22 protein-coding genes and 1 pseudogene are annotated in these 24979 nt (G+C 70.7%); 14 read left to right on the forward strand and 9 right to left on the reverse strand.

Going from position 1 to position 24979, the window contains the following annotated elements; all coding sequences use genetic code 11:
- Position 1: 1 nt before the first annotated feature.
- The 7 genes from ACZ56L_RS20245 (at position 2) to ACZ56L_RS20275 (ending at position 8575) form a co-directional block, all read left to right on the forward strand.
- A complete protein-coding gene (locus ACZ56L_RS20245) occupies positions 2–1168 on the forward strand; it encodes a hypothetical protein (RefSeq protein WP_471065416.1) in 1167 nt (388 codons plus the stop codon).
- A 133-nt stretch (positions 1169–1301) separates the two neighbouring features.
- Positions 1302–2525: an amidohydrolase gene (locus ACZ56L_RS20250; protein WP_401757019.1), complete on the forward strand. Its 1224-nt coding sequence runs from the start codon at positions 1302–1304 to the stop codon at positions 2523–2525.
- A 280-nt stretch (positions 2526–2805) separates the two neighbouring features.
- Positions 2806–3849 carry a BMP family lipoprotein gene (locus ACZ56L_RS20255; RefSeq protein WP_345228793.1) on the forward strand — a complete coding sequence of 348 codons (1044 nt, stop codon included), beginning with the start codon at positions 2806–2808 and terminating at the stop codon, positions 3847–3849.
- A gap of 274 nt (positions 3850–4123) precedes the next feature.
- Positions 4124–5788, forward strand: a complete 1665-nt coding sequence (locus ACZ56L_RS20260; protein WP_380837330.1) for an ABC transporter ATP-binding protein — start codon at positions 4124–4126, stop codon at positions 5786–5788.
- Positions 5785–6903 carry an ABC transporter permease gene (locus ACZ56L_RS20265; RefSeq protein WP_345228791.1) on the forward strand — a complete coding sequence of 373 codons (1119 nt, stop codon included), beginning with the start codon at positions 5785–5787 and terminating at the stop codon, positions 6901–6903. The genes ACZ56L_RS20260 and ACZ56L_RS20265 overlap by 4 nt, the downstream gene beginning before the upstream one ends.
- Positions 6900–8180: an ABC transporter permease gene (locus tag ACZ56L_RS20270; protein ID WP_401756565.1), complete on the forward strand. Its 1281-nt coding sequence runs from the start codon at positions 6900–6902 to the stop codon at positions 8178–8180. Before ACZ56L_RS20265 ends, ACZ56L_RS20270 begins: the two co-directional genes overlap by 4 nt.
- Positions 8177–8575 carry a cytidine deaminase gene (locus tag ACZ56L_RS20275; protein ID WP_345228790.1) on the forward strand — a complete coding sequence of 133 codons (399 nt, stop codon included), beginning with the start codon at positions 8177–8179 and terminating at the stop codon, positions 8573–8575. Before ACZ56L_RS20270 ends, ACZ56L_RS20275 begins: the two co-directional genes overlap by 4 nt.
- A 74-nt stretch (positions 8576–8649) precedes the next feature.
- Here the strand turns inward: ACZ56L_RS20275 and ACZ56L_RS20280 are convergent, their stop codons facing one another.
- Both ACZ56L_RS20280 and ACZ56L_RS20285 read right to left on the reverse strand, forming a co-directional pair.
- The gene (locus tag ACZ56L_RS20280) at positions 8650–8943 is read right to left on the reverse strand and encodes a DUF397 domain-containing protein (protein ID WP_471065419.1); all 294 of its coding nucleotides are present in this window, start codon (positions 8941–8943) and stop codon (positions 8650–8652) included.
- Entirely contained in the window at positions 8940–9830 is an 891-nt protein-coding gene (locus ACZ56L_RS20285) for a helix-turn-helix domain-containing protein (RefSeq protein ID WP_468686285.1), read from the reverse strand. Before ACZ56L_RS20285 ends, ACZ56L_RS20280 begins: the two co-directional genes overlap by 4 nt.
- A gap of 532 nt (positions 9831–10362) precedes the next feature.
- Between ACZ56L_RS20285 and ACZ56L_RS20290 the strand changes: the two genes are divergently transcribed.
- The 4 genes from ACZ56L_RS20290 (at position 10363) to ACZ56L_RS20305 (ending at position 15902) form a co-directional block, all read left to right on the forward strand.
- The gene (locus ACZ56L_RS20290) at positions 10363–10674 is read left to right on the forward strand and encodes a hypothetical protein (protein WP_471065421.1); all 312 of its coding nucleotides are present in this window, start codon (positions 10363–10365) and stop codon (positions 10672–10674) included.
- Positions 10675–12396: 1722 nt separating this feature from the next.
- Positions 12397–13674 (forward strand): thymidine phosphorylase, encoded by a 1278-nt coding sequence (locus ACZ56L_RS20295; protein ID WP_345228786.1) that lies wholly within the window; start codon positions 12397–12399, stop codon positions 13672–13674.
- A 187-nt stretch (positions 13675–13861) separates the two neighbouring features.
- A complete protein-coding gene (locus ACZ56L_RS20300) occupies positions 13862–15286 on the forward strand; it encodes a mannosyltransferase family protein (RefSeq protein ID WP_471065423.1) in 1425 nt (474 codons plus the stop codon).
- A 100-nt stretch (positions 15287–15386) separates the two neighbouring features.
- Positions 15387–15902, forward strand: a complete 516-nt coding sequence (locus tag ACZ56L_RS20305) for an STAS domain-containing protein (RefSeq protein ID WP_471065425.1) — start codon at positions 15387–15389, stop codon at positions 15900–15902.
- Here the strand turns inward: ACZ56L_RS20305 and ACZ56L_RS20310 are convergent.
- The 3 genes and pseudogenes from ACZ56L_RS20310 to ACZ56L_RS20320 all read right to left on the reverse strand — a co-directional run.
- Positions 15813–16787, reverse strand: a pseudogene (locus ACZ56L_RS20310) (sigma-70 family RNA polymerase sigma factor); the annotation flags it as partial. The gene ACZ56L_RS20305 and the pseudogene ACZ56L_RS20310 sit on opposite strands and share 90 nt — an antisense overlap.
- A gap of 128 nt (positions 16788–16915) precedes the next feature.
- On the reverse strand, positions 16916–17638 hold the full coding sequence (locus ACZ56L_RS20315; RefSeq protein WP_345228783.1) for a L,D-transpeptidase family protein: 723 nt from the start codon (positions 17636–17638) through the stop codon (positions 16916–16918).
- Positions 17639–17797: 159 nt separating this feature from the next.
- Positions 17798–18976, reverse strand: a complete 1179-nt coding sequence (locus tag ACZ56L_RS20320; RefSeq protein WP_471065714.1) for an MFS transporter — start codon at positions 18974–18976, stop codon at positions 17798–17800.
- A 203-nt stretch (positions 18977–19179) separates the two neighbouring features.
- On the opposite strand from ACZ56L_RS20320, the gene ACZ56L_RS20325 reads away from it, so the two are divergent.
- Positions 19180–20169 (forward strand): LysR family transcriptional regulator, encoded by a 990-nt coding sequence (locus ACZ56L_RS20325; RefSeq protein ID WP_345228781.1) that lies wholly within the window; start codon positions 19180–19182, stop codon positions 20167–20169.
- Here the strand turns inward: ACZ56L_RS20325 and ACZ56L_RS20330 are convergent.
- Positions 20159–21262: a calcium:cation antiporter gene (locus ACZ56L_RS20330; RefSeq protein ID WP_345228780.1), complete on the reverse strand. Its 1104-nt coding sequence runs from the start codon at positions 21260–21262 to the stop codon at positions 20159–20161. The two genes, ACZ56L_RS20325 and ACZ56L_RS20330, sit on opposite strands and share 11 nt — an antisense overlap.
- Positions 21263–21423: 161 nt before the next feature.
- Entirely contained in the window at positions 21424–22167 is a 744-nt protein-coding gene (locus tag ACZ56L_RS20335) for an alpha/beta hydrolase (RefSeq protein WP_345228779.1), read from the reverse strand.
- A 102-nt stretch (positions 22168–22269) separates the two neighbouring features.
- Between ACZ56L_RS20335 and ACZ56L_RS20340 the strand changes: the two genes are divergently transcribed.
- Complete coding sequence (locus tag ACZ56L_RS20340) at positions 22270–23412, forward strand: adenosine deaminase (RefSeq protein ID WP_401756549.1); 1143 nt, start codon at positions 22270–22272, stop codon at positions 23410–23412.
- 164 nt (positions 23413–23576) lie between these two features.
- Positions 23577–23942, forward strand: a complete 366-nt coding sequence (locus ACZ56L_RS20345; protein WP_345228777.1) for an ATP-binding protein — start codon at positions 23577–23579, stop codon at positions 23940–23942.
- 107 nt (positions 23943–24049) lie between these two features.
- Here ACZ56L_RS20345 and ACZ56L_RS20350 read toward each other — a convergent pair whose 3' ends face one another.
- Together ACZ56L_RS20350 and ACZ56L_RS20355 are read right to left on the reverse strand one after the other, a co-directional pair.
- Positions 24050–24250: a PspC domain-containing protein gene (locus tag ACZ56L_RS20350; protein ID WP_345228776.1), complete on the reverse strand. Its 201-nt coding sequence runs from the start codon at positions 24248–24250 to the stop codon at positions 24050–24052.
- Positions 24251–24351: 101 nt separating this feature from the next.
- Positions 24352–24915: a VanZ family protein gene (locus ACZ56L_RS20355; RefSeq protein ID WP_345228775.1), complete on the reverse strand. Its 564-nt coding sequence runs from the start codon at positions 24913–24915 to the stop codon at positions 24352–24354.
- Positions 24916–24979 lie beyond the last annotated feature (64 nt).

Consider the following 24979-nt stretch of genomic DNA (forward strand, 5'->3'; position numbering starts at 1 on the left):
CATGACCCCCAGCACCGGCGCCCCGCACACCCCCGGCACGCTCGCCTTCGTCGAAAGCCCCGTCCAGCTCCTGAACGTCCTGGAATGGGCCCACGCCCAGGCCACCGCCCAGGCCGCTCCCCGGGCCACCGGCCGGGCCACCGGCCAGGCGTCCCCCCGGCCCGCCGTCCCGGCGGTCTCCCGGGCGGCCGCCGAGCCGTTCGACATGGCGGACCTGACCGTCGTCGTCCTCTCCCCCCGCGACCCCATGTCCCGCGGCCAGCTCCGCCGGATGGCCGAGCTCGCCCGCGGCGAGGGCTGCGCGGTGCGCTGGGAGGACGCCCGCGAGGGGGCCGGGGCGCCGCTGCGCACCGTCGCAGGGCTCGCCCCCGCCCTGCGACGGGCCGGAACGGTCGTCATCGGCGACCCCTTCTCCCGGTACGTCCAGCTCCTGCTCACCCTCGTCAAGGCCCCGCACCTGGTCGTCGTCGACGACGGCACCGCCACCATGGAGTTCGCCGGACAGCTCGCCCGCGGCGAGCGCCTGGTGCGCTGGCACCGGCGCGGCACCGGCGGCGGGGCCCGTGAACTCCTCCTCGCCCCCGTCACCACCTCCGCGCGCCGCCGCCTGGCCCCCGGCCCCCGGCGCACCGTGGAACTCTTCACCGCGATGCCCCTCACCGAGGCCCTGCCCGGCATCACCGTCACCGCCAACGAGCTGGCCTGGACCCGCTCCCGCTTCGGCCCGCCCCGCCTCACCCGCACCGCCGACCTGGTCGGCACCTCGCTGGTGGAGACCGGCGTGGTCGACCTGGAGCACTACATCGGCGCGGTCCGCTCGCTCACCCTCGACCACGGCGCCACCCGTTACTTCGCCCACCGCCGCGAGAACACCGACAAACTGCACCGGCTCGCCCGGGAGACCGGCCTGGAGATCGTCCGCCCCGATCTGCCCCTCGAACTCATCGCCCGCCGAGGCCCGATCGGGCGTACGATCCTGAGCTTCCCCTCCACGGTCGTACACACGCTCCCCAGGGCACTCGTGGGGACGGACGTGAGAGTTGCGGTGTGTGACGTGGATCCCGGATGGCTGGCGGCCGACGCCTCGCCGCGCGCCCGGGGATTCCTCGCCGGAGTGAGCCAGACCGCCCGTGACGTGCGGAAACTCCGCGTGCTGCCCGTGACGTAACCTCGCTTGATACCCGTCTTACATCCTGGACACACCTTCGTCATCCATTTTTCTTACGCCGATCGGGCTGAAGTTTTCCCGATGGGTAGGCAATCGGGTGTCGATTGCGCCTACCGTTGACGGGGTGAACCAGTTGATCTCCCTCGTGTCCGAAGCCGGTCCCGACGCCGGAGACGATCTGCCCGGCACGCTGCCCGACGCGCTGCGTGCCGAACTGATCGCCTTCCGCCGGGACCTGCACATGCACCCCGAGCTCGGCAACCAGGAGTTCCGCACCACCGCCGCCATCAAGGCGCGCCTGGAGAAGGCGGGCCTGACGCCGCGCGTGCTCCCCGGCGGAACCGGGCTCATCTGCGACATCGGCGAGTGGGACGGCGTGACGCCGATGCTCGCGATGCGGGCGGACATCGACGCGCTCCCGATTCCGGACGCCAAGACCGGTGTGGCCTACCGCTCCACCGTTCCGGACCGGGCGCACGCCTGCGGGCACGACGTGCACACGACCGTCGTCCTCGGCGCGGGCCTGGTCCTCGCCGAGCTGGACCGCAGGGGACGCCTGCCGCGCGCGGTACGGCTGCTGTTCCAGCCCGCCGAGGAAGTGCTGCCGGGCGGGGCCGCCGACGCGATCAAGGCGGGCGTGCTCCGGGGCGTCGGCCGCATGATCGCCGTGCACTGCGACCCCAAGGTCGACGCGGGGCGCATCGGCCTGCGGGTGGGCCCCATCACGTCGGCCTGCGACCGGCTGGAAATCGCCCTTGACGGGCCGGGCGGACACACGGCCCGCCCGCACCTGACCACCGACCTCGTGACGGCCGTGGCGAAGGTGGCCACCGAGGTCCCCGCGGTCATCGCGCGCCGCGTGGACGCCCGCTCCGGGCTCTCCGTCACTTGGGGCCGCATCGAGTCCGGCCACGCCTGCAACGTCATCCCGATGCACGCCGAGATCGCCGGCACGGTCCGCTGCCTGGACCTGAACACCTGGCGCGAGGCCCCCGACCTCATCCACGCGGCCGTCGCCGACATCGCCGACCTGCACGGCGCGAAGTCCCAGATCAACTACATCCGGGGCGTCCCGCCCGTGGTCAACGACGGAGCGGTCGTCGAGCTCCTGGCCAACGCCATGACCGCCCGGCTCGGTCCGCACTCCATCGAGGACACCGAGCAGAGCCTCGGCGGCGAGGACTTCTCCTGGTACCTCGAAGAGGTCCCCGGCGCCATGGCCCGCCTGGGCGTGCGCACCCCGGGCGACACCGTCAAGCGCGACCTGCACCGCGGCGACTTCGACGTGGACGAGAGCGCGATCACGGTCGGCGTCGAGCTCTTCACGGCGGCCGCGCTGATGGACGCCAAGGGCTAGCGCGCACGGCACAACGGGCTCGGCTTCGTCAGCGAGCGCGGGGCGCCCCGGCACACCTTTCGGTGCACCGAGGGCGCCCTTTGTGCTTTCCTCCAGCTCCGGTCGCAATGTCCGTTGTGAGTATGTACCTTGCTTATGTACGACACACCCTGGCGAATCGAACGCGCGACGATCCGATAACGACTCATGAACGGGTCCTTAACCGGCATCTACGCGCGTTACGATCGCCGCGAAACCAGCGCCGGACAGAGGCGCTTCGGTCAGGTTGAAGGAGCGTCCCGTGCGCCGGGTATCCAAGATCGCTGCTGCGAGCATCGCCACTGCGGCCCTCGCTTTCACCGCCACCGCGTGTGGCGAGTCGTCCACCGGGGGCTCCGGCTCCAGCGAGGGCGGCAAGCTCAAGATAGGCATGGCCTACGACGTCGGCGGCCGTGGTGACAACTCGTTCAACGACTCCGCCGCGCGCGGCCTGGACAAGGCCAAGAAGGACCTGGGCGCCGAGACCAAGGAGCTCACCGCCAAGACCGGTGAGACCCCGGCCGACCGCGAGCAGCGCCTCGCCTCGCTGGCCGAGGGCGGCTTCAACCCCGTCGTCGCCGTCGGCTTCGCGTACAAGGACGCCCTGGACAAGGTCGCCAAGAAGCACCCGAAGACCACCTTCGGCCTGGTCGACTCGATCGCCGAGGCGAAGAACATCAACAGCATCGTCTTCACCGAGGAGCAGGGCTCCTACCTGGCGGGCGTCGCGGCCGCCAACAAGTCCAAGGACGGCAAGATCGGCTTCATCGGCGGTGTCGACATCCCGCTGATCAAGAAGTTCGCCGCCGGCTTCCAGCAGGGCGTCAAGGACACCAAGCCGGACGCCTCGGTGCAGATCCAGTACCTGACCACCGGTACGGACCTGTCCGGCTTCGGCAGCCCCGACAAGGGCAAGGCCGCGGCCAACGGCATGCTCGACAAGAAGATCGACGTGATCTTCGCGGCCGCGGGCGGCTCCGGCGCCGGCGCCATCGAGGCCGTCGCGGGCGTCAAGGGCGCCTGGGCGATCGGCGTCGACTCCGACCAGGCCCTGGACCCGTCGCTGTCGAAGTACAAGACGTCGATCCTCACCTCCGTCGTGAAGAACGTCGACGCCGGTGTCTTCGAGCTGGCCAAGTCCATCAAGGACGGCAAGCCGAAGACGGGCACCTCGACCTACTCCCTCGCGGAGAACGGCGTCACCCTCACCACCACCGGTGACCACCTGAAGGACGTCCAGGCCAAGCTGGACGAGGCGAAGAAGAAGATCGTGGACGGCGCCATCACGGTCAAGTCCACCCTCTGAGCCACCGTTTGAGGACGGGGCCCGAGGAGTCGCGCACGCGGCTCCTCAGGCCCCGATTCCTGTACCCGGCGCGGCCCCGCCCCCGCCGGCCGCAACCAGAAGCCACCCTGCCGCGCTTCACTTTTGAGCAAGGCTGCTTCACAATTCGGCGTAGCTACGCGCGTAGCACACGCGGTGCGCGGTAGTTTTCCGCCACACTCCTTCACGCCGTCCAGCGTCCTTCGTACGCACCCCCCGCCTCAGCTTCTTCGCCTCCTGCCTAGGAGAGTGCGCCATCAAAGCGTCCAGCAGTCCCCACGCCGCATCCCGAGCCGCCGACAGCACCCCCGCTGTGGAGCTGCGCGGCATCACCAAGCGGTTCCCCGGTGTCGTCGCCAACCACGACATCGCCATCACCGTGCGCCGCGGCACCGTGCACGCCCTCGTGGGCGAGAACGGCGCGGGCAAGTCCACCCTGATGAAGATCCTCTACGGGATGCAGAAGCCGGACGAGGGCACCATCGCCATCGACGGCGAGCAGGTGTCCTTCAACACCCCCGGCGACGCCATCGCCCGCGGCATCGGCATGGTGCACCAGCACTTCATGCTCGCGGACTACCTCACGGTCCTCGAAAACGTCGTGCTCGGCTCGGAGAAGCTGTACGGCATCGGCGACCGGGCCCGCGCCAAGATCCAGGAGATCTCCGACGCGTACGGCCTGAACGTACGGCCCGACGCGATGGTCGAGGACCTCGGCGTCGCCGACCGCCAGCGCATCGAGATCCTCAAGGTCCTCTACCGCGGCGCCCGCACCCTGATCCTGGACGAGCCCACCGCCGTTCTGGTCCCCCAGGAAGTGGACGCGCTCTTCGAGAACCTGCGCGACCTCAAGTCCGAGGGCCTCACCGTCATCTTCATCTCGCACAAGCTGGGCGAGGTGCTCTCCGTCGCCGACGACATCACCGTCATCCGGCGCGGTACCACCGTCGGCACCGCCGACCCGGCGAGCACCACGCCCAAGCAGCTCGCCGAGCTGATGGTCGGCAGCGAGCTGCCCTCGCCGGAGACCCGCGAGTCGACCGTCACCACGACGCCGATGCTCACCGTCTCCGACCTCAGGCTCAGCGCCGTCGACCCGGACGGCGTCTCCCGCTCGGTCCTCGACGACATCGCCTTCACCATCCACAAGGGCGAGGTCCTCGGCATCGCCGGCGTCGAGGGCAACGGCCAGGCCGAGCTGGTCGAGGCCATCATGGGCATGCGCACCCCGGACGCGGGCGCGATCACCCTGGACGGCCAGGACATCTCGCAGGCCCCCACCCGCAAGCGGCGCGAGGACGGCATCGGGTACATCCCCGAGGACCGCCACAAGCACGGCCTCCTCCTGGAGTCCCCGCTGTGGGAGAACCGCATCCTCGGCCACGTCACCGAGAAGCCCAACAGCAACAAGGGCATCCTCGACCTCAAGGCCGCCCGCGCCGACACCCAGCGGATCGTGCGCGAGTACGACGTCCGCACCCCCGGTATCGACGTCACCGCGGCCTCCCTCTCCGGCGGCAACCAGCAGAAGCTGATCGTCGGCCGCGAGATGAGCCACCAGCCCAAGCTGCTCATCGCCGCCCACCCCACCCGCGGTGTGGACGTCGGCGCGCAGGCCCAGATCTGGGACCAGATCCGCGAGGCCCGCCGCGAGGGTCTGGCCGTCCTGCTCATCTCCGCCGACCTGGACGAGCTGATCGGCCTCTCCGACACCCTGCGGGTCATGTACCGCGGCCGCCTGGTCGCGGACGCCGACCCGGCCACCGTCACCCCGGAGGAACTGGGCTCCGCCATGACCGGCGCGGCCACCGGCCACCTGGAGGCCTCCGCCGAGGACCTGGCACAGGCCCAGGCCGAGGCGGCCGCAGGGCGCGAAGACGCCCCCGACACCCACCCCCGGACTGGGGGAGAGGACCGATGAAGAAGTTCGACAAGGAGCGGTTGCTCCTGGGAATCGCGGCCCCGCTGCTCGCGATCGTGGCCGCGTTCCTGGTCACCGCCGTGGTGCTGCTCGCCACCGGCAAGGAGCCGTTCAGCGCCTTCGGGATCATGTTCGACTACGGCGTCAAGTCCGACAGCCAGGTCTACATCCTGAACAAGGCCACCACGTACTACCTGGCAGGTCTCGCGGTCGCCGTCGGCTTCCGCATGAACCTCTTCAACATCGGCGTCGACGGCCAGTACCGCCTGGCCGCCTTCTTCGCCGCCGCCCTCGGCGGCGCGCTGACCCTCCCCGGCTTCCTCCAAATCCCCCTGATCATCCTCACCGCGATGATCGTCGGCGCGATGTGGGCGGGCATCGCCGGTGTCCTGAAGGTCACCCGCGGCGTCTCCGAGGTCGTCTCCACGATCATGCTCAACATGATCGCCACCGCGATCATCGGCTACCTCCTCCAGCAGGGCCGCCTCGGCCACCTGGACAGCGCGGGCACGAAGGTCGCCACCAAGCCGCTCCCCGAGTCCTCGCACTTCTTCTCGATCCCGACGCAGCCCGATGCCGACCCCATCTGGGGCTTCATCGTGATCGCCGCGATCGCAGGCGTCGCGTACTGGTTCATCCTGTCCCGCACCCGCTTCGGCTACGACCTGCGCACGGTCGGCGCCTCGGAGTCCGCGGCCGACGCGAGCGGCGTCAACGTCAAGAAGATGGTCGTCACCTCGATGGTCATCTCCGGCGTCGTCGCGGGCCTGGTCGGCATGCCGACCCTGCTCAACGACTCCTACGAGTACGGCGGCGACTTCCCCACCGGCATCGGCTTCACCGGCATCGCCATCGCCCTCCTCGGCCGCAACCACCCGGTGGGCATCGCGCTCGGCGCCCTGCTCTGGGGCTTCCTGGAGCGTGGCACCGGCAAGCTCGAATTCGAGGGGTACGACAAGGAGATCGTCGGCGTGATCCAGGGCGTCATCGTCCTGTGCGTCGTCATCGCGTACGAAGTGGTCCGCCGCTACGGCCTCAAGCGCCAGCAGCGCCAGGTGGGCGCCAAGCTCGCCGCCCAGGCCAACAACTCCCAGAAGCAGGAGGTGTCGGCGTGAGTACGGCGACTTCCACCCCGGCGCCCAAGAAGCAGGGCCCGGTGAAGGCGGCGGCGTCCCGCCTCACCTTCCCGATGGTCCTCCTGATCATCGCGGGCGCGCTCGTCGCCCTGTCCGCCGTCCGCGCCGTCACCGGCGCCCAGGACATCACCGCCGCCGGCCAGATCGGCGCGGCGCTCTCGATGGCCGTTCCGATCGGCCTGGCCGGTCTCGGCGGCCTGTGGGCGGAGCGCGCGGGCGTCGTCAACATCGGCCTCGAAGGCATGATGATCCTCGGCACCTTCTTCGGCGCCTGGGCGGGCTGGCAGACCAGCCCCTGGATCGGCGTCCTCGCGGGCGTCGTCGGCGGCATGCTCGGCGGCCTGCTGCACGCCGTCGCCACGGTCACCTTCGGTGTCGACCACATCATCTCCGGCATCGCGATCAACATCCTGGCGCTCGGCTTCACCACCTACTTCGCCAAGCTGTGGTTCAACACCGGCGAAGCGGCGGCCAAGGGCGGCAGCCCCAAGCAGTCCCCGCCGGCCGAGAGCATCGACACGGTGACCGTCCCCGGCCTCTCCGACTGGCTGTCCTCGATCGAGAAGCACCACTGGTTCTTCGTCTCGGACCTCGCGGGCATCCTCGGCGGCCTGGTCACCAAGGTCTCGCTGCTGACGATCGTCGCCGTCCTCCTCTTCGCCCTGACCTTCTGGGTCCTCTGGAAGACCTCCTTCGGCCTGCGCCTGCGCTCCTGCGGCGAGAACCCGATCGCCGCCGAATCCCTCGGCGTGAACGTCTACAAGTACAAGTACATCGCCGTGATCGTCTCGGGCGGCATGGCGGGCCTCGGCGGCGCCTTCCTGTCCCTGGTCACCTCCCACATCTACAACGAGGGCCAGACCGGCGGCCGCGGCTACATCGGCCTCGCCGCCATGATCTTCGGCAACTGGCGTCCGGGCGGCCTCGCCATGGGCGCGGGCCTGTTCGGCTTCGCCGACGCGCTCCAGCTCCGCAACGGCGGCTCCTCCGTCCACGCGCTGCTGCTCCTCCTGGTCGTCCTCCTGGCGGGCCTGGCCCTCTGGAAGGCGTACAAGAAGGCGTACATCGCGGCCGCCGTCTCCGCCGTGATCGCGGCGGGCATGCTGGTCTGGTACCTGGGCACGGACACGGTCCCGACCGAGTTCGTGAGCGCGACCCCGTACGTCGTGACGCTCCTGGTCCTGTCCCTGTCCGCGCAGCGGCTGCGGATGCCCAAGGCCGACGGCATGCGCTACCGCAAGGGCCAGGGCAAGTGACGGCCGTCGACGGCGTCGACTGGGAAGCGCTGCGGGAGGCGGCCCGGGACGCGATGTCCCGGGCGTACGTCCCGTACTCGAAGTACCCGGTGGGCGCGGCGGCCCTCGTGGACGACGGCCGCACGGTCTCCGGCTGCAACGTGGAGAACGCCTCCTACGGCCTCTCCCTGTGCGCCGAGTGCGGCCTCGTCTCCGCCCTGCACGCCACCGGTGGCGGCCGGCTGACCCACTTCACCTGTGTCGACGGTGCCGGGCAGACGCTGATGCCGTGCGGGCGCTGTCGCCAGTTGCTGTACGAGTTCGGTGGGCCGGAGCTGCTGCTGGAGACCTCCACGGGGGTCCGCACGCTCGGTGAGATGCTGCCGGACGCGTTCGGTCCGCAGCACTTGGCCTGAGCGGCGGCGGCCGACGAACGACGAGCCCCGTCCGACCTGCGTCAGCGGGCCGGACGGGGCTCGTCGTCTTTGTGTTACCGGGTGTGGGGGAGGCCCGCGATGAAGGCTGTCCAGGCGGCGGCGTGGACGACGAAGGCGGGGCCGTCGGGGGTCTTGGAGTCGCGGATGGCGATTGCGCCGGGGAGGCAGGAGCCTTCGACGCAGTCGCCGCCCTGGTTGTCGCTGTAGCTGGATTTGAACCAGCGCATGCCGCGCATGGCTTCGGCGCAGACGCGTGCGCCTTCGACGCAGTTGCCACCCTGGTCATTGCTGTAGCTGGACTTGAACCAGCGGGCGGCGTTCAGGGTTTCCGCGTTGGTGATCGTCACGTTCTGTGCTCCTCGATGGCTGTCTTGATCATGTCCAGGGATTCCTGCGGCCCTGCGGCCAGCGCGCTGAGGTCTGCGAACGCGTCCTCGTACCGCTCGATGGCCTCATCCTGGCGGATCACCAAGGCGGCTGCGAGGTTCTCCAGATACACGAGTGGCTTGAGTGCCGCGCGCTCCGGGAAGTGGAGCACGGTGAACTTCCCGTTCATGCCGAGATGTACGCCGGCAGTGAAGGGCACAACCTGCACCCGCACATGGCGGTGGGCCTCCACCATGGCAGCGATGTGCGCAAGTTGCGTGCGCATCAGCTCTGGCGAACCGATTACCCGGCGCAGCACCGCTTCGTTGAGAATCGCCGTGTACTTGAGTGGTGGCCTCTTACGGTGCAGCACTTCCTGCCGGGCCGTGCGGACAGTCACTAGCTTGTCCATGTCCTGCGCCGAGAGCCCACCATGCACCGGCTTGTAGATCGCGCGGATGTACGCCTCGGTCTGGAGTAGGCCAGGAACGTACTCGGCCTCATATGTCTGGAGCGCGATCGCTGTTGACTCCAGGCCGAAATAGGCCTTTGCGCCAGGGCGGATTATCGGCCGGTACTCGGCCGACTGCCACCAGTCCTTCTTGGTCTTGGTCACGGTGGCGTACCCGACGAGTTGTGCTCGCAGCTCCGGATCGGCCCCGTAGATCTCGCAGAGGGCCATGACTTCCGCCGGTTCGACCGACGTGTTGTCGCCCGCCTCCAGTCGGGAGAGCTTGGACGGGCTCCAGATGAGCTTCTTGCACACCTGGCGGGCCGTGAGGTCCAGAGCTATCCGCAGGGAGCGGAGTTCGTTGCCGAGCTGAAGACGGCACAGGGTGGGCGTTCCCGCCTCCACGTCTGTGAGCATCTGCTGTCCCCTCTGCGTTGTGTTCAGTCTGCGGGGGAACGTCCCGCTGGTGCAAGGAACGTTCTGCGAAATCGTGGAACATCTCGCGAATTGGCGAGAACTACCGCTCTGACCAGGTGAGTTGGCGTGTGGATTTGAGTGGTGAAATCCCTCGGATCCCGTTCCACGGTAGCGGTCCGGCTGCCACGCTTTCCGGAAGTCGCCTCAATGCGGCGGCAATTGGGCGGGTCTTTTCGGCCTTGCTGCCGCACCCGCCACACCCGTGACTCGGGTGGTCGAAACGGAGAGGAAGCAGAATGAAGGCGTGGAGCGTGAATGACTCAGGCGAGGACAGTGCGGACGGCGAACCCCGGGCCCTGATGACCCTCCGGGTGTCCCGGGACTCGGGTCGGACGTGGTCGCCCGCCACCGTCGTTCGGGAGGGGGACCCGGTGGTGATCCTGGAGAACCCGGTCCGCTACCCGGACTGTCTGTGCGCCCGGTGCCTCGCGGGGCGTACGCGTCCGGCCCGTGCGATGCGGCCGGCAGTCTGATGCGCTGCACGGAACGGGTCGAGCTGCCCGACGTACTGGTGAAGGCGGCCTCCGTGCGCTGCGGTGAGCCGTTGCACGACGGTTGGGTGCGGTGCGACCTGGCCGCGCACGAGGACGGCGACCACTTCGCGCTCGTCGACTCGCTGCACCGGGGGCATGCGCTCTGGGCCAAGTGGGGTGATGGTGACGTGGAGTTGGTGGAGCAGCCGGACTGTGACGTGGCCCAGCCCGCTCCCGCGCGTGACGGGTGCTGCCTCTTCGCCCGGCACCAGGGCGGGCACACGTGGGAGGCCGGGGGTGAGGAGCGGTGACCGATTGGCCCGGATCGGGTGTTGTGGGGGCCGTCCTCTTGTCCGGAGTGTGGCGCTTGCGGGGAGCCCGTCAAGGGCGCTCCTTCGTCGCGTCGGCTTCGCCGATGTCGCGTGCGCTCCACCCTTGACTGTCTCCCCTTCAGCGCTGGTTTCGTGGTGCGGAGGACGGCCCAGAAATGGCCCCGGAGGAGGCCGGGAAGTGGCCGTTCGCCGTTGCCGGGTGCGAGTGGGTGGGTGGGGGCGCCGGGAGACGGCCGATGTACTGGGTGTATCCGTCGGTGGGTGGGTGGGGTGTCGGCTATGGGTGACGGGTACGTACACCTGATGCTGCCGGTGGGGGTGCGCCGACTTGAATGGGGCTGCCGGTCTGGGTTTCGCGGGTGCGGCACGCCGTAGGGCCGATGCACAAGCTGGTGGCTGAGGTCAGTGGGTGGATTCAAAGAAGAAAAGACAGGCATAGGTGTGCTGGGACGTATGCATTGGGCGCACATATCCGCAGCCGGTCTCTCTGCCTCCTGGCTTCCACCGCGCTCGACGCCCCGAAGGGGAGAAGGACGTTCGTCCAAACAAGGGCGACCGGGGGAGTGGTTGATGGGGTGCCTGGCGCGGTGCGGAAACGGCCGGGGCGCGGTGGGGCATCGCAGAAGTGGGACACATCTGCGCTCATGTGTCCTATTCGCGGCCGACACGCGCCCGCAATTCCACTCGCACGCCCGTGTACAAAACCGCTCATGAACTGACTGGTCCCTGTTACTGGCCGGACGGCTCAGGCAGCGCGGAGCGCAGCAGACGTGGAACACTTCTCATCGCGTTGTCCCATGTCCATCACGGTCGGAATGTGCCCGCAAGCCGGCTCCGTTGTTCGTTCATGCGGTGTAGGTGTCCTAGAAGTAGGACACTTCCGCGTCCGTGTGTCCCATTTTTGGTGCGCACCCCCGCGAACCCACTCCGTCAAGCGTCCTCCGGACCTGCCCACGCGGACCAGGCCCGGCACCGTAAAGGCACCTTCCGTCCGTATGCACACACGAACCGGCCCATCCGCTGCTCCCTGTTGACGTATGTCCCCAAGTCCTCCGGGACATTGCACGCGGCGGGAGCCAGGATGCAGGGGGCAGAGCGGGTGGCGACATATGCGCCCAATGCATATGTCCCAGCACACCTACGCCTGTCGTTTCTCCTTTGAATCCACCCACTCACCTCAGCCACCAGCTTGTGCACCGGCCCCACGACGGCCCGCACCCGCGAAACCCAGACCGGCAGCCCCATTCAAGTCGGCGCACCCCCACCGGCGGCATCAGGCGCACGCACCCGCCACCACTAGCCGACACCCCACCCACCCACCGACGGGCAGCGAGCAACCCGGACCACTTCCCGGCGCCCCCATCCACCCACTCGCACCCGGCAACGGCGAACGGCCACTTCCCGGCCTCCTCCGGGGCCATTTCTGGGCCGTCCTCCGCACCACGAAACCAGCGCTGGAGGGGAGACAGTCAAGGGTGGAGCGCACGCGACATCGGCGAAGCCGACGCGACGAAGGAGCGCCCTTGACGGGCTCCCCGCAAGCGCCACACTCCGGACAAGAGGACGGCCCCCACAACACCCGATCCGGGCCAATCGGTCACCCTCCGCCCCCACCGGCCAATTTGTTGCCTGCGTCGGCTTCCCACCCGGCGTGACGCGCGTAGATTGAGGCCGTACAGCCGTATCACCGGAAGGAAACCCATGGACGTCATCTCCGTCATCCGCACCAAGCGCGACCGAGGCGAGCTGAGCCCCGAGCAGATCGACTGGGTCATCGACGCGTACACGCGCGGCGCGGTCGCCGACGAGCAGATGTCCGCGCTGGCCATGGCGATCCTGCTGAACGGCATGAACCGCACCGAGATCGCCCGCTGGACCGCCGCCATGATCGCGTCCGGCGAGCGCATGAACTTCGACCAGTTGTCGCGCCCGACCGCCGACAAGCACTCCACGGGCGGTGTCGGCGACAAGATCACGCTGCCGCTCGCCCCGCTGGTCGCCGCGTGCGGCGCGGCCGTGCCGCAGCTCTCCGGCCGGGGCCTCGGCCACACGGGCGGCACGCTCGACAAGCTGGAGTCCATCCCGGGCTGGCGCGCGCTGCTCTCCAACGCCGAGATGCTCGACGTCCTGGAGTCGACGGGCGCGGTCATCTGCGCGGCCGGCGACGGGCTCGCTCCGGCCGACAAGAAGCTGTACGCGCTGCGGGACGTGACCGGGACGGTCGAGGCGATTCCGCTGATCGCCTCCTCGATCATGTCGAAGAAGATCGCCGAGGGGACGGGCTCGCTCGTGCTCGACGTGAAGGTCGGCTCCGGGGCCTTCATGAAGAACATCGAGGACGCGCGCGAGCTGGCGTCCACGATGGTGGGACTGGGCACCGACCACGGCGTCAAGACGGTCGCGCTGCTGACGGACATGGCGACGCCGCTGGGTCTGACGGCGGGCAACGCCCTGGAGGTACGGGAGTCCGTCGAGGTCCTCGCGGGCGGTGGCCCGGCGGACGTCGTCGAGCTGACGGTCGCGCTCGCCCGCGAGATGCTCACCGCCGCCGGGCTGCCGGACGCCGACCCGGAGAAGGCGCTGCGGGACGGTTCCGCGATGGACGTGTGGCGGCGCATGATCCAGGCGCAGGGCGGCGACCCGGACGCGGCGCTGCCGGTGGCCCGCGAGCAGCACGTGATCAACGCCTCCGCGACAGGTGTCCTGACCAAGCTGGACGCGTACGCGGTGGGTGTCGCGGCCTGGCGTCTCGGCGCGGGCCGGGCCCGCAAGGAGGACCAGGTCCAGGCGGGCGCCGGCATCGAGCTGCACGCCAAGCCGGGCGACAAGGTCGTCGCGGGCCAGCCGCTGATGACGCTGCACACGGACACGCCGGAGAAGTTCGCGTACGCCATCGAGGCGCTGGACGGCGGCGTGCTGACCGCGCACGAGAGCACGGACTTCGTCCCGGCGCCGATCGTGCTGGACCGCATCGCCTGAGGCGGGACCGCGAACGCGGTGAGCGAGTGAGTGAGTGACGGGTGGGGCCGGTGCGGAAGCGCGTCGGCCCCATCGCGCGTTCCCCGGCATTTCAGGCTGACGGCCCTGCAACGCATACTCGCACGTACGCGTGTTCCCTTGCGGTACGCGCAATCGAACCGCACGCCGCCGTCGCAGGAGTACGCCCATGACCGTCGCGCCCCCGCCCCGGCGGACCGCGCAACAGCCCGCCGTACCGGCCCAGCGGAAGCCCGCGGACCCGGGGGCGGGCTTCGGCGCGGGACTGCGGAAGCGGCTGCCGCGGCAGCCGCTGCGGCCGTTGTCCCGGCTGGACGGGACGGACCGCGACGTGCTGTGGCTGTACCTGTGCGCGCGGATCGGGCTGTGGATCACTTCGTACGCGGTGGCATGGGTCTTCCCGGGCGACAGCGAGGCGAAGGACGCGCCCTCGGCCCTGTCGCAGTGGGCCCGGTGGGACTGGACGCACTTCCTGCACATCGCGCAGGAGGGCTACTTCCCGGAGGGGACGGGCCCGGGGGAGGGGCCCGGCTCGGAGGGCTGGGACAACCGGGAGGCCTTCTTCCCGGGCTTCCCGCTGGTGCTGCGGGCAGTGCACGTCGTCGTCCCGGACTGGACGCTCGCCGGGCTGCTGATCTCGTTCGTGGCGGGCGCGGTCGCGGTGCTGGCGCTGGTGCGCATCGCGCGGCTGGGGATGCCGGGCGAGCGCACCGCTCTCGCCTCGGAGCAGCGGTCCACCGGCCGCGAGGGCGCTGCTCCCGGCCCGGGGCACGGCTCCGCCGCCCACCGGAGCGCCGCTCTCGTTCCGGAGCGCCGTTCCAGTCCCCGCGGGAGCACTGCTTCCGTTGTGGGGCAGCGCTCTGCCCTCTTCCTCCTGCTCTCCCCGTGCGCGGTCTTCCTCGCCGCCGGATACACCGAGGCCCTCTTCCTGGCCTTCGCGCTGCCCGCCTGGCTGGCGGCGCAGAAGCAGCGCTGGCTGCTGGCCGGAGGCCTGACCGCCCTCGCCACCACCGTCCGCATATCCGGCCTCTTCCTCGCGGCGGCCATCGGCGTCCACTTCCTCATCACCGCCTGGCGGGCCCGCGAGGCCCGTGCCTGGCGTCCGCTCCCGTGGACCCTCCTGCCGGCCGTCCCCGCCCTCCTCTACAGCGGCTACCTCTTCCACCGGACCGGCGACTGGATGGCGTGGAAGAACGCCCAGGCGCGCGGCTGGTACCGCACCTTCCACCCGCCGTGGGAGGCCTGGAACACGACCTGGCACGCGGCCTTCGACGGGACGTACGGCACGGGTTACGCCTTCATGTGGCAGGCGGAGATGGTCGCGCTGCTGGCCGGCCTGGCCCTGCTGGTGGTGCTGGTGGCCCTGCGCCGCTGGCCGGAGGCCGTCTACATCGGCCTGAGCCTGTGGGCCCTCGCCACCTCCTTCTGGCTGACCTCGGTCCCCCGGGCCACCCTCCTGTGGTGGCCCCTGTGGACGCTGCTCGCCGCGTGGAGCGTGCGCAGGCCACGGGTGAAGGCGGCGTACGTGGCGCTGGCCGCGCCCCTGATGGTGGTGTTCGCGGTGTCGTACTTGTCCGGACGCTGGACGGGTTGAGAACGGGCCCGGCCCCCGCCACCGGCCGGAATCTCCGCTTCCGATGAGTTTCGGGGGGCCGCCGGGTCTAACCCCCGTGGAAGATGCGACGTACGAACCCATGGCGATTGTCGGTCCCGTCACCAAGGCCGATGTCCCGCTCCTGTGCGAGCGTCTGAGCGCCCGCCTGCTGCGGACCGGCGAGACCGAGCTGATCTGCGACGTCTCCGGGCTCACCGGACCCGGGCTCGCCGCCGTCGAGGCCCTGGCCCGGATGCGGGTGGCCGCCCGCAGGGCGGGGTGCCGACTGGTCCTGCGGCACCCCGGCCCCGAGCTGCTCGACCTACTCGGACTTGTCGGCCTCGCCTTCGAGACCACCGGCAGCGGCACTGTCACCGGCACCGGCACCGGCACCGGCACCGGCACCGGCACCGGCACCGGCTCCGGGGGCCCCGGCGCCGGGAGCTCCCCCGGCAGCCGCGGCGGCGGCGAAGGCCGCTTCGAATCCGGAGATCCCCCCGGGAGCGGCGACCGGCCCGGGAGTGCCGTCGGCCTCGATCCGCTCCGGGAGGTCGAAGAGCGGGAACCACCGCTTCGTGTCCAGGAACGTGTTGATGTGCGCGATCCGACCCTCTGAGATCTCGATGACCTGGAGCGCCCAGGGCAGGAAGTGACCCTCGGGCGTCGGGTGGTACTGGGCGAAGGCGGGCGTGCCGTTGGCCACCGTCGCCAGCATCCGCGAGCCGTTGCACGCCGCGCCGTGCGTGAGCATGAAGCCGGTGATGTCCGCCGGCCCGACCAGCCACAGGTCGAACGGGGGCATGGAGAGCACGGCGTCCTCGTGCAGGAGGGCCGTCAGGGCCTTCATGTCGTAGCCCTCGAAGGCCGCCACGTACCGCTCCAGGAGCTTCTGCTGCTCCTCGTCCATCGGCTTGACGGTGTCGCCGCCGTCCGTCTTGGACTCCGCCAGCGTCGCCCGCGCCCGCTGGAGCGCGGAGTTCACCGAGGCGACGCTCGTCTCCAGGAGCTCGGCGACCTCGCTCGCCTTCCAGGCCAGCACCTCGCGCAGGATCAGCACCGCCCGCTGCTTCGGCGGCAGGTGCTGCAGCGCCGCCACGAAGGCCAGTCGTACGGACTCCCGCGCGACGGCGGTCTCCGCCGGGTCGGCGGCCGGGCCGATCACCCGCCCGTCCGGCACCGGCTCCAGCCAGACCGCCTCCGCGTGCGGGTTCAACTGGGCCTGGGCGAGCGGCTTGGGATCGGTGAAGTCCATCGGCCTCGCCCGCTTCTTGCTGCTGCCCAGCATGTCCAGGCACACGTTCGTCGCGATGCGGTACAGCCAGGAGCGCAGCGAGGAGCGGCCCTCGAAACGGTCCTGGCTGCGCCACGCGCGCACCATCGTGTCCTGCACGGCGTCCTCCGCCTCGAAGGCGGAGCCGAGCATCCGGTAACAGAAGCCGGTCAACTCGGTCCGGTAGTCCTCCAGTTGTGCGTCCACACCTGGCGTCGCGACATCACTCACAGGGTCCACCCCACCCGCTCGTCCACCCACGTTCGAACTGTGCTGTGGACTTTACGGGAGGGGTCCGACAACGGGAGGGGCAAAGCCGCGAACTCGCCCCGCCCCGCGCCCCGTCGGGCCGGAACGGCTCAGGTTCCCGGCTTGCGCCCGTACACGAAGACGTTGCTGCCCTTCTTCAGCAGGCCCCAGTACTTCTTCGCGTCGCCCGTGCGCATGTTCACGCACCCGTGCGAACCGGGCGGCGCTGACATCGAGACGCCGACCGCGTGGAAGGCGATGCCCCCGTCGAAGAACTGCGAGTACGGCATCCGCACGTGGTAGAGCGTGGAGTAGTGGTTGATGCTGCGCAGGTAGACCTTCTTCAGGCCGGTCCGCGTCTCGTACCCGTTGCGCCCCGAACGGATCGGCACCGGGCCGTACGCGACCTTCTTGCCGTCCTGGATCCAGCTCAACTGCCGGGAGAGGTCGACGCAGGCGATGCGCCCCTTGTTGGTGGGGCACTTGCCGGCCGCGTTCGGGTTCTTCGCGGCGGCTCGCTGCTTGGTGATCGCGTCCATCGCGCGCCAGGTCACCGGGCCCGCGTAGCCGATGGCCGGGGTGATGCGGTTCTTCTGCTGGAAGCTGCGGATCGCCTTGCAGTCGGACGCCGACTGCTTGCCGTCGACCTTCAGCTTCAGGAACTTCTCGGCCTGCTTCTGGTACGGCCCGGTCTTGGCCGTGCACGAGGCGGCGGCCTGGGCGGGAGCGGCTGCCCCCACCGTCAGCGCCGCGGGGATCACCAGCGCGGTGATCCCCATGGCTATGCCCGTACGGGCGCGCAGCCCGGTACGCGTTCTCTTCGAGTCCCCCATGGACTTCTCCCTTTCCCCTGCCGTGCAGCACGCGCGTGCGTGCCGTACTGCACGGTTCTTGCCCGGTAGACGACGGGGGAAGCGAATCCGTTGTACCGGGAGGGGAGCTGGAGTGTCACGGCTTCGTGACAGCGCCCCAGGGGGCCGGAACGGCGCGGCTCAGGACCGCGCCGCCACGATCAGCGAGCGCCGCTCGACCCGGGCGCAGCGCGTCCCGTACAGCGTGATCCCCGCGACCCCGACGACCGCCAGCAGGCCGAGTGCGACCGTGGCCTGCCAGCCGCCCGCGTGGAACGCGACCGCGCCGAGGGTGCCGCCGACGCTGGAGCCCAGGTAGTACGCCGACTGGTACAGCGCGGAGGCCTGCGCCCGGCCGGTCTTCGCGGTGTGGCTGACCGACGAGGAGGCGACGGCGTGGCCGGCGAAGAAGCCCGCGGTGATCAGGACCAGTCCGGACAGGACGCCGGCGAGGGAGTCGGAGAGGGACAGCAGCAGCCCGAGCGTGGTCGTGGACACCGCCAGGTACAGCGCGCCGCGCCGCCCGGCGCGGGCCACCAGCTTGCCCGCCGCCGCGGAGGAGACCGTGCCCACCAGGTAGACGAGGAAGATCGAACCCACCACGCCCTGCGGCAGGTTGAAGGGCGCCTCCACCAGCCGGTACCCGATGACCGTGTAGACCGCGCCGAAGACGGTCATGAAGAGCGCCCCGATCGCGTACAGCCTGCGCAGCAGCGGATCGGAGAGGTGGGTGCCGACCGTCCGCGCGAGGGCCCTCGGGTTCAGCGTCCCGGGGCGGAAGTTGCGCGCCCTCGGCAGCAGCAGCCGGAAGACGACCGCGCACACCAGCGCCATCAGCGCGACGGAGGCGAGCGCCGCCCGCCATCCCCAGAGCTGCGCGACCCACCCGGTGACGATGCGTCCGCTCATGCCGCCGATGGAGTTGCCCGCCACGAACAGCCCGATCGCCGCGACGAGGGCCTTCGGCCGCACCTCTTCCGCGAGGTAGGCCATCGCCGACGCGGGCAGCCCGGCCAGCGCCGCGCCCTGCACGGCGCGCAGCGCGATCAGCCACCCGACGTTCGGCGCCAGCGGCACGAGCAGCGCCACGACGACGGCCACCGCCAGGGAGTACGTCATCACCGTGCGCCGCCCGAACCGCTCGGACAGCGCGCTCAGCGGCAGCACGAACAGGGCCAGCGCCCCGGTCGCCGCCGAGACCGTCCAGCTCGCCTGCGCGGCGGTGACGCCGAGCCCGGCGGAGATCGCGGGCAGCAGCGCCTGCGTGGAGTAGAGGAGGGCGAAGGCCGCCATGCCGGCCGCGAAGAGCGCGAAGCTCATCCGCCGGAAGCCGGGGGAGGAGGGCGCGAGCCGGGTGTCGGCGGGTTCACTCACCACAGGGGTTACTGAGGAATCAGAGGCAGCGGGAGAATCGGCGCCCACAATGACAGGTATGGGCGCCGTGGTACTGGCGGAAGGCATGCCTGAAACCTAGACTCGGCCTTCTCATGCGTCCAATGCACAGATCGGCGATAATCCATCCCATGCCGCATAAGCAGAGCTCACAGGGTCGGCTGTCACCGAGTAGTTACGAAGAAGACATCCAGCAGGTGCTCGCGCCGCGCCTCGCGCAGTTCGCGGCGGTCGCCCGCCACGAGCACGTGACCCGGGCCGCGCACGAACTCGGCGTGCCCCAGTCGTCGCTGTCCCGGGCGATGGTCCGCCTGGAGGCCGACCTGGACGTCGCCCTCTTCGCCCGCAAGGGCCGCACGGTCTCCCTCACCCCGGCCGGCCGCACCTTCCTGACCGCCGTCGAACGGGCGCTGGCCGAGGTGGAGAAGGCGGCGGACGCGGTACGGGCGGACGCGGACGCCACCACCGGCAAGGTCGCCTTCGGCTTCCTGCACACCATGGGCTCGGAGACCGTGCCCGCCCTGATCCGCGCCTTCCGCGCCGACCACCCGCACATCCGCTTCCAGCTCGTCCAGAACTACGGCGAGGCGATGCTGGAGCGCCTGCGCGCGGGCGACCTCGACCTCTGCCTGACCTCGCCCGTCCCCGAGGCCCCCGACCTGGTCGCCCGCCGCCTCGACGAACAGCGCCTGCGCCTGGTGGTGCCCGACGACCACCGCCTCGCCACCCGCAAGCGCGTCCGCCTCGCGGAGGCGGCGGAGGAAACCTTCGTCACCCTCGAACCCGGCTACGGCCTGCGCCGCATCACCGACGACCTGTGCGCGCAGGCGGGCTTCCGCCCGAAGGTGGCCTTCGAGGGGGAGGAGGCGGAGACCCTGCGCGGCCTGGTCGCGGCGGGTCTGGGCGTGGCCCTGCTGCCGCCGCCCGCCGTGGCCCGCCCCGGGGTCGTGGAGCTGACGGTGACGGCCCCGCGCGCGGCCCGCGAGATCGGCGTCGCCTGGCTGGACGGCCACCCGGACACGCCCCCGGTGGCCGCCTTCAAACGCTTCCTGCTCTCCCGCCGGGGCCACATCCTCCCGCAGAACCCCCTGCTGGAGGTCGGCGGAACCGCTACGGACTGACGGCCAGCACCAGGTACGCGGCGAACAGCGACAGGTGCACCCCGCCCTGCAGGGGCGTCGCCCGCCCGGGCACGAAGGTCAGGGTGCCGACCGCCACGGTCAGCGCCAGCAGCACCATGTGGGTCGCCCCGAGCCCGAGCAGCAGCGGCCCCTCCATCCAGACCGACGCCAGCGCCACGGCGGGAATGGTCAGCCCGATGCTGGCCATCGCCGATCCGAGCCCGAGGTTGAGACTCGTCTGCACGCGGTCCCGCTTGGCGGCGCGCACCGCCGCGATGGACTCCGGCAGCAGCACCAGCAGCGCGATGATCACACCCACCACGGACGCCGGGAGCCCGGCCGCCTCCACGCCCTTCTCGATGGTCGGCGACACCCCCTTCGCGAGCCCCACGACCGCCACCAGGGACACGGCGAGCAGCGCGAGGCTGATCAGCGCCACCTTCGCGGGCGGCGGATCGGCGTGCTCGTCCTCGTCGATGACCTCGCCCTGCTGGGTCACGGGCAGGAAGTAGTCGCGGTGGCGGACGGTCTGCGTCACGACGAACAGTCCGTACACGAAGACAGCCGCGATCGCCGCGAAGACCAACTGGGTGGGGGTGAACTCGGCCTTCGGCGTGCTCGTCGTGAACGTGGGCAGCGCCAGGCTGAGCCCGGCCAGGGTGGCGACGGCCCCGAAGGCGGCCACGGACCCCTCCGGGTTGAACACCGCCACCCGCCGCTTGAGCGAGCCGACCAGCAGCGAGATGCCGACGATGCCGTTCAGGGTGATCATCACGGCGGCGAAGACGGTGTCGCGGGCCAGCGAGGCACTCTTCTCGCCGCCGTCGGCCATCAGGGTGACGATGAGCGCCACCTCGATGATGGTGACGGCCACCGCGAGCACCAGCGACCCGAACGGTTCGCCCACCCGGTGCGCCACCACCTCCGCGTGGTGCACGGCGGCCAGCACCGCGCCGCCGAGGAAGACGGCGAGCAGCGCGACCACGGGGCCGGGCATCTCCCGTCCCCACGAGAACGCGAGCAGGACGAGGGCGAGTACGGGCACGAAGGAGGCCCAGTGGGTCGGGCGGACACGATCGACGCTGGTGCTCATGGTGTCGAGGTTGCCAGAGGGACCAAAGTCCCGCCCCCGGCGCCCCTGCCGCACACACCGGACCGCGGCCCGGCAGGGGCGGGCGGCCCACCCCTGGCCGAAGCCCGTCGCCGGGCCCGCGCGGCCCACCCCGGCCGGAGCCCTCGGCAGGGGCGCGCGGCCTACCCCTGGCCGAAGCCCGTCGCCAGGGGCATCCGCAGGCCCAGCGGCGGGGGCGCCGCCAACGCGTCCGCCAGCGGACGGGCGTAGGGGCGGCCGAAGAGCGAGCCCAGCACGAAGTCCGCGACCAGCGCCCGCACCTCTGCCCGGTGCTCCCGCAGCCCGTGGCCGTCCGAGTGCACCTCGAACCGGCACACGTCCCGGTTCGACTTCTTCGCCCGTTCCGCAAGACGGAACGACAGCTCGGGGTCCGCCCGCTCGTCGTTGGTCCCGTGCGCGATCAGCACCCGGCGCCCCGCCAGTTGCCGCACCGGTTCCGCGTCCCCGGCCGGCAGCCAGGGGGCCAGCGCCGCAACGGAGTTCACCGCCGCCGCCCCCGCCGCCCGCAGTGCCGCCCGGCCGCCCATGCCGACCCCGGTCAGGCACACCGGCACGTCCCCGTACCGGCGCACGACCTCCGCGACGGCCCATTCGGCGTCCGCCGCCAGCCGGGCGTCGCCGCCGTTCCACCCGCGCCCCCGGTAGCGCACCACATGGGCGACGAGGCCGTCGGCGGCCCCGGCGAGGGCCACCTCGCGGGCCAGCGAACGCACGGACGCGTGGGCCCGTGCCGAGGGGCCGCGCGTCGACTCCGGTTCCCCGGCGGGCAGTACGAGTGCCACGCCCGCGACCCGGCCGCGGGACCCGCCGGGCCCCACCGCCCGCCCCAGCCGGGCGGTCGGGCCCGGCTCGACTTGCTGTGTCATGACAGAACAGTCGCAGAACCCGAGGGGCTCGCCACCCTCCCACACGGTCACTGTTACGTATCGACCGGCACCATCTACGCGCGTAGGGGCTACAGTGCCTCAATGACGAGCCAGACCACTCAGCACAACCCCGGCCAGCCGCTCCACACGCCCACCCCGGACCAGATCCGCCGGGCCCCCAAGGTGCTGCTGCACGACCACCTCGACGGCGGCCTGCGCCCCGGCACGATCGTCGAGCTCGCCCGCGAGGCCGGTTACGACAGCCTCCCCGAGACCGAGGCCGACAAGCTCGGCATCTGGTTCCGCGAGGCCGCCGACTCCGGCTCCCTGGAGCGCTACCTGGAGACCTTCGCCCACACCTGCGCCGTCATGCAGACCCGCGAAGCGCTCTTCCGGGTGGCCGCCGAGTGCGCCGAGGACCTCGCCGAGGACGGCGTGGTGTACGCGGAGATCCGGTACGCCCCCGAGCAGCACCTCGAAGCCGGCCTCACCCTCGAAGAGGTCGTCGAAGCGGTCAACGACGGCTTCCGCGAAGGCGAGAAGCGCGCCCGCGAGAACGGCCACCGCATCCGCGTCGGCGCCCTCCTCACCGCCATGCGGCACGCCGCCCGCGCCCTGGAGATCGCCGAACTCGCCAACCGCTACCGGGACCTCGGCGTCGTCGGCTTCGACATCGCGGGCGCCGAGGCGGGCTTCCCCCCCACCCGCCACCTCGACGCCTTCGAGTACCTCAAGCGCGAGAACAACCACTTCACCATCCACGCCGGCGAGGCCTTCGGGCTCCCCTCCATCTGGCAGGCCATCCAGTGGTGCGGCGCCGACCGCCTGGGCCACGGCGTCCGCATCATCGACGACATCGAGGTCGACGCGGCCACCGGCGCGGTGAAGCTCGGACGGCTGGCCGCGTACGTACGGGACATGCGCATCCCGCTGGAGATGTGCCCCACCTCCAACCTCCAGACCGGGGCGGCCGACTCGTACGCCGAGCACCCGTTCGGCCTGCTGCGCAAGCTCCAGTTCCGGGTCACGGTGAACACCGACAACCGTCTGATGTCCGGCACCAGCATGAGCCGCGAGTTCGAGCACCTGATCGACGCTTTCGGCTACACGCTCGACGACATGCAGTGGACGACCGTCAATGCGATGAAGAGCGCTTTCATTCCTTTCGATGAACGACTCGCCATGATCAGCGAGGTCATCAAGCCCGGTTATGCCGAACTGAAGTCGGAGTGGCTCTTTCGGTAAGCCCGTCTGACCAGCGGTTCTGTCATCGGAAAGAACCGATCTCACGCCTTTCACAATCGGCCGGGAACATCAAGCCTCGGCCGATTGGAGGTGTTTGCGGGGTGCGGAAAGCTCTGACTAGCTTGCAGGGCCGCTCATTCCCCCCTTTCTGAGGACGTTTTTCCATGAAGCAGTCTGCTGCCAAGACCCTCGGTGCCGCCGCTCTCGGCGCCGCCTTCGTCGCCGCTGCCGCCGGTACCGCCGGCGCCGCCGTTCCGGCCGCCCCGGACGTGGCCGCCGCGCTGGGCGCCGTCACCCAGGCCCTGCCGGTCGACCAGGTGGCCAGCAAGCTCCCGGCCGGCGGCCCCGAGGCTCTGAAGGCAGGCCAGGAAGCGCTCGGCAAGAGCGCGATGACCGCCCCCCAGACCGCCGACAAGGCCCTCCCGCAGGTCATGCCGAACGGCGAGGGCCAGGACCCGGTCAAGGGCCTCCTGGGCGGCCTGCCCACCCAGGGCCTGCCGACCGGCGCCCTCCCGGGCCTCGGCGCCTGATCCGCCGCACCCGGGCACACGACAAGGGGCGCGCCTCCCTCGGGAGGCGCGCCCCTTCGTCGTACCGACGGGAAAGGACCGGCGTGCGACCGCGAAGGCCCCGCGGGCTACCAGGCGGTCTTGGACGTCTTCTCGCCCGGCAGGAAGATCCACAGGCCGAGGTAGATCAGGAACTGCGGCCCCGGCAGCAGGCACGAGGCCAGGAAGATCACGCGCATCGTGGTCGCGGAGGTGCCGAAGCGCCGGGCCAGCGCTGCGCACACTCCGCCGATCACACGGCCGTCGCGGGGGCGGACAAGTGCGGTCATGGCGGGCTCCTTCGCGAGCTCAAACGGGCTCTGGTGGGGGAGCTTCCGATGTGCTCCCGATGTACTCAATACTCGCGCTCCCCCTCGAACCGGGCATCGCCCTACGGGGCGACCCCGACCCTGGAAATCCTCGGGGTCGACCCCAGGGGCGTCTCCTCCTTCGGCGGGGTCGCACCCCCTACCCGGGTACGAGTCCGCTCCCACCTGCGCCGCAGCCGTGCCCGGGTGAGCGGTACGACCAGCAGGTGGGCCAGCACCACCCCCACGGTGTTCAGCAGGACGGCGTCCACGTCCACGACCTGGCCTGGCACCCCGGTCTGCCACAGCTCGATCCCCAGGGAGAGCAGCGCCCCGGCCGCCGCGGTCCGCAGCAGGGACACGAACGGCGAGACCCGCAGCCGCCCGCCCGCCATCGGCAGCAGCACGCCCAGCGGGGCCAGGAGCAGCAGCCCCGAGCCGATCCGGCGGGCCGCCTCGACGGGCCCCAGCGCCAGATCGGCCCGCAGGCCGGCCAGCGGCTGGAGGTTGGGGGCGGTCACCCACTGCACGTCGTCGAGCGGGCGCAGGCAGACCCACGCCACGAACAGAAGATGCGCGAGGAGGAGAACACTCCCCGCCACGCGGAAGCGGATGACGGCACTGCTGACGCTCGGACCTGGACGCACGCCCCCCTAGACGCGCCCCCCGTCCGGATCGGTTCCGAAGTACGCCCAGGACTCCCCGGAAGGC

Source organism: Streptomyces sp. NPDC039736 (genome assembly GCF_055596485.1).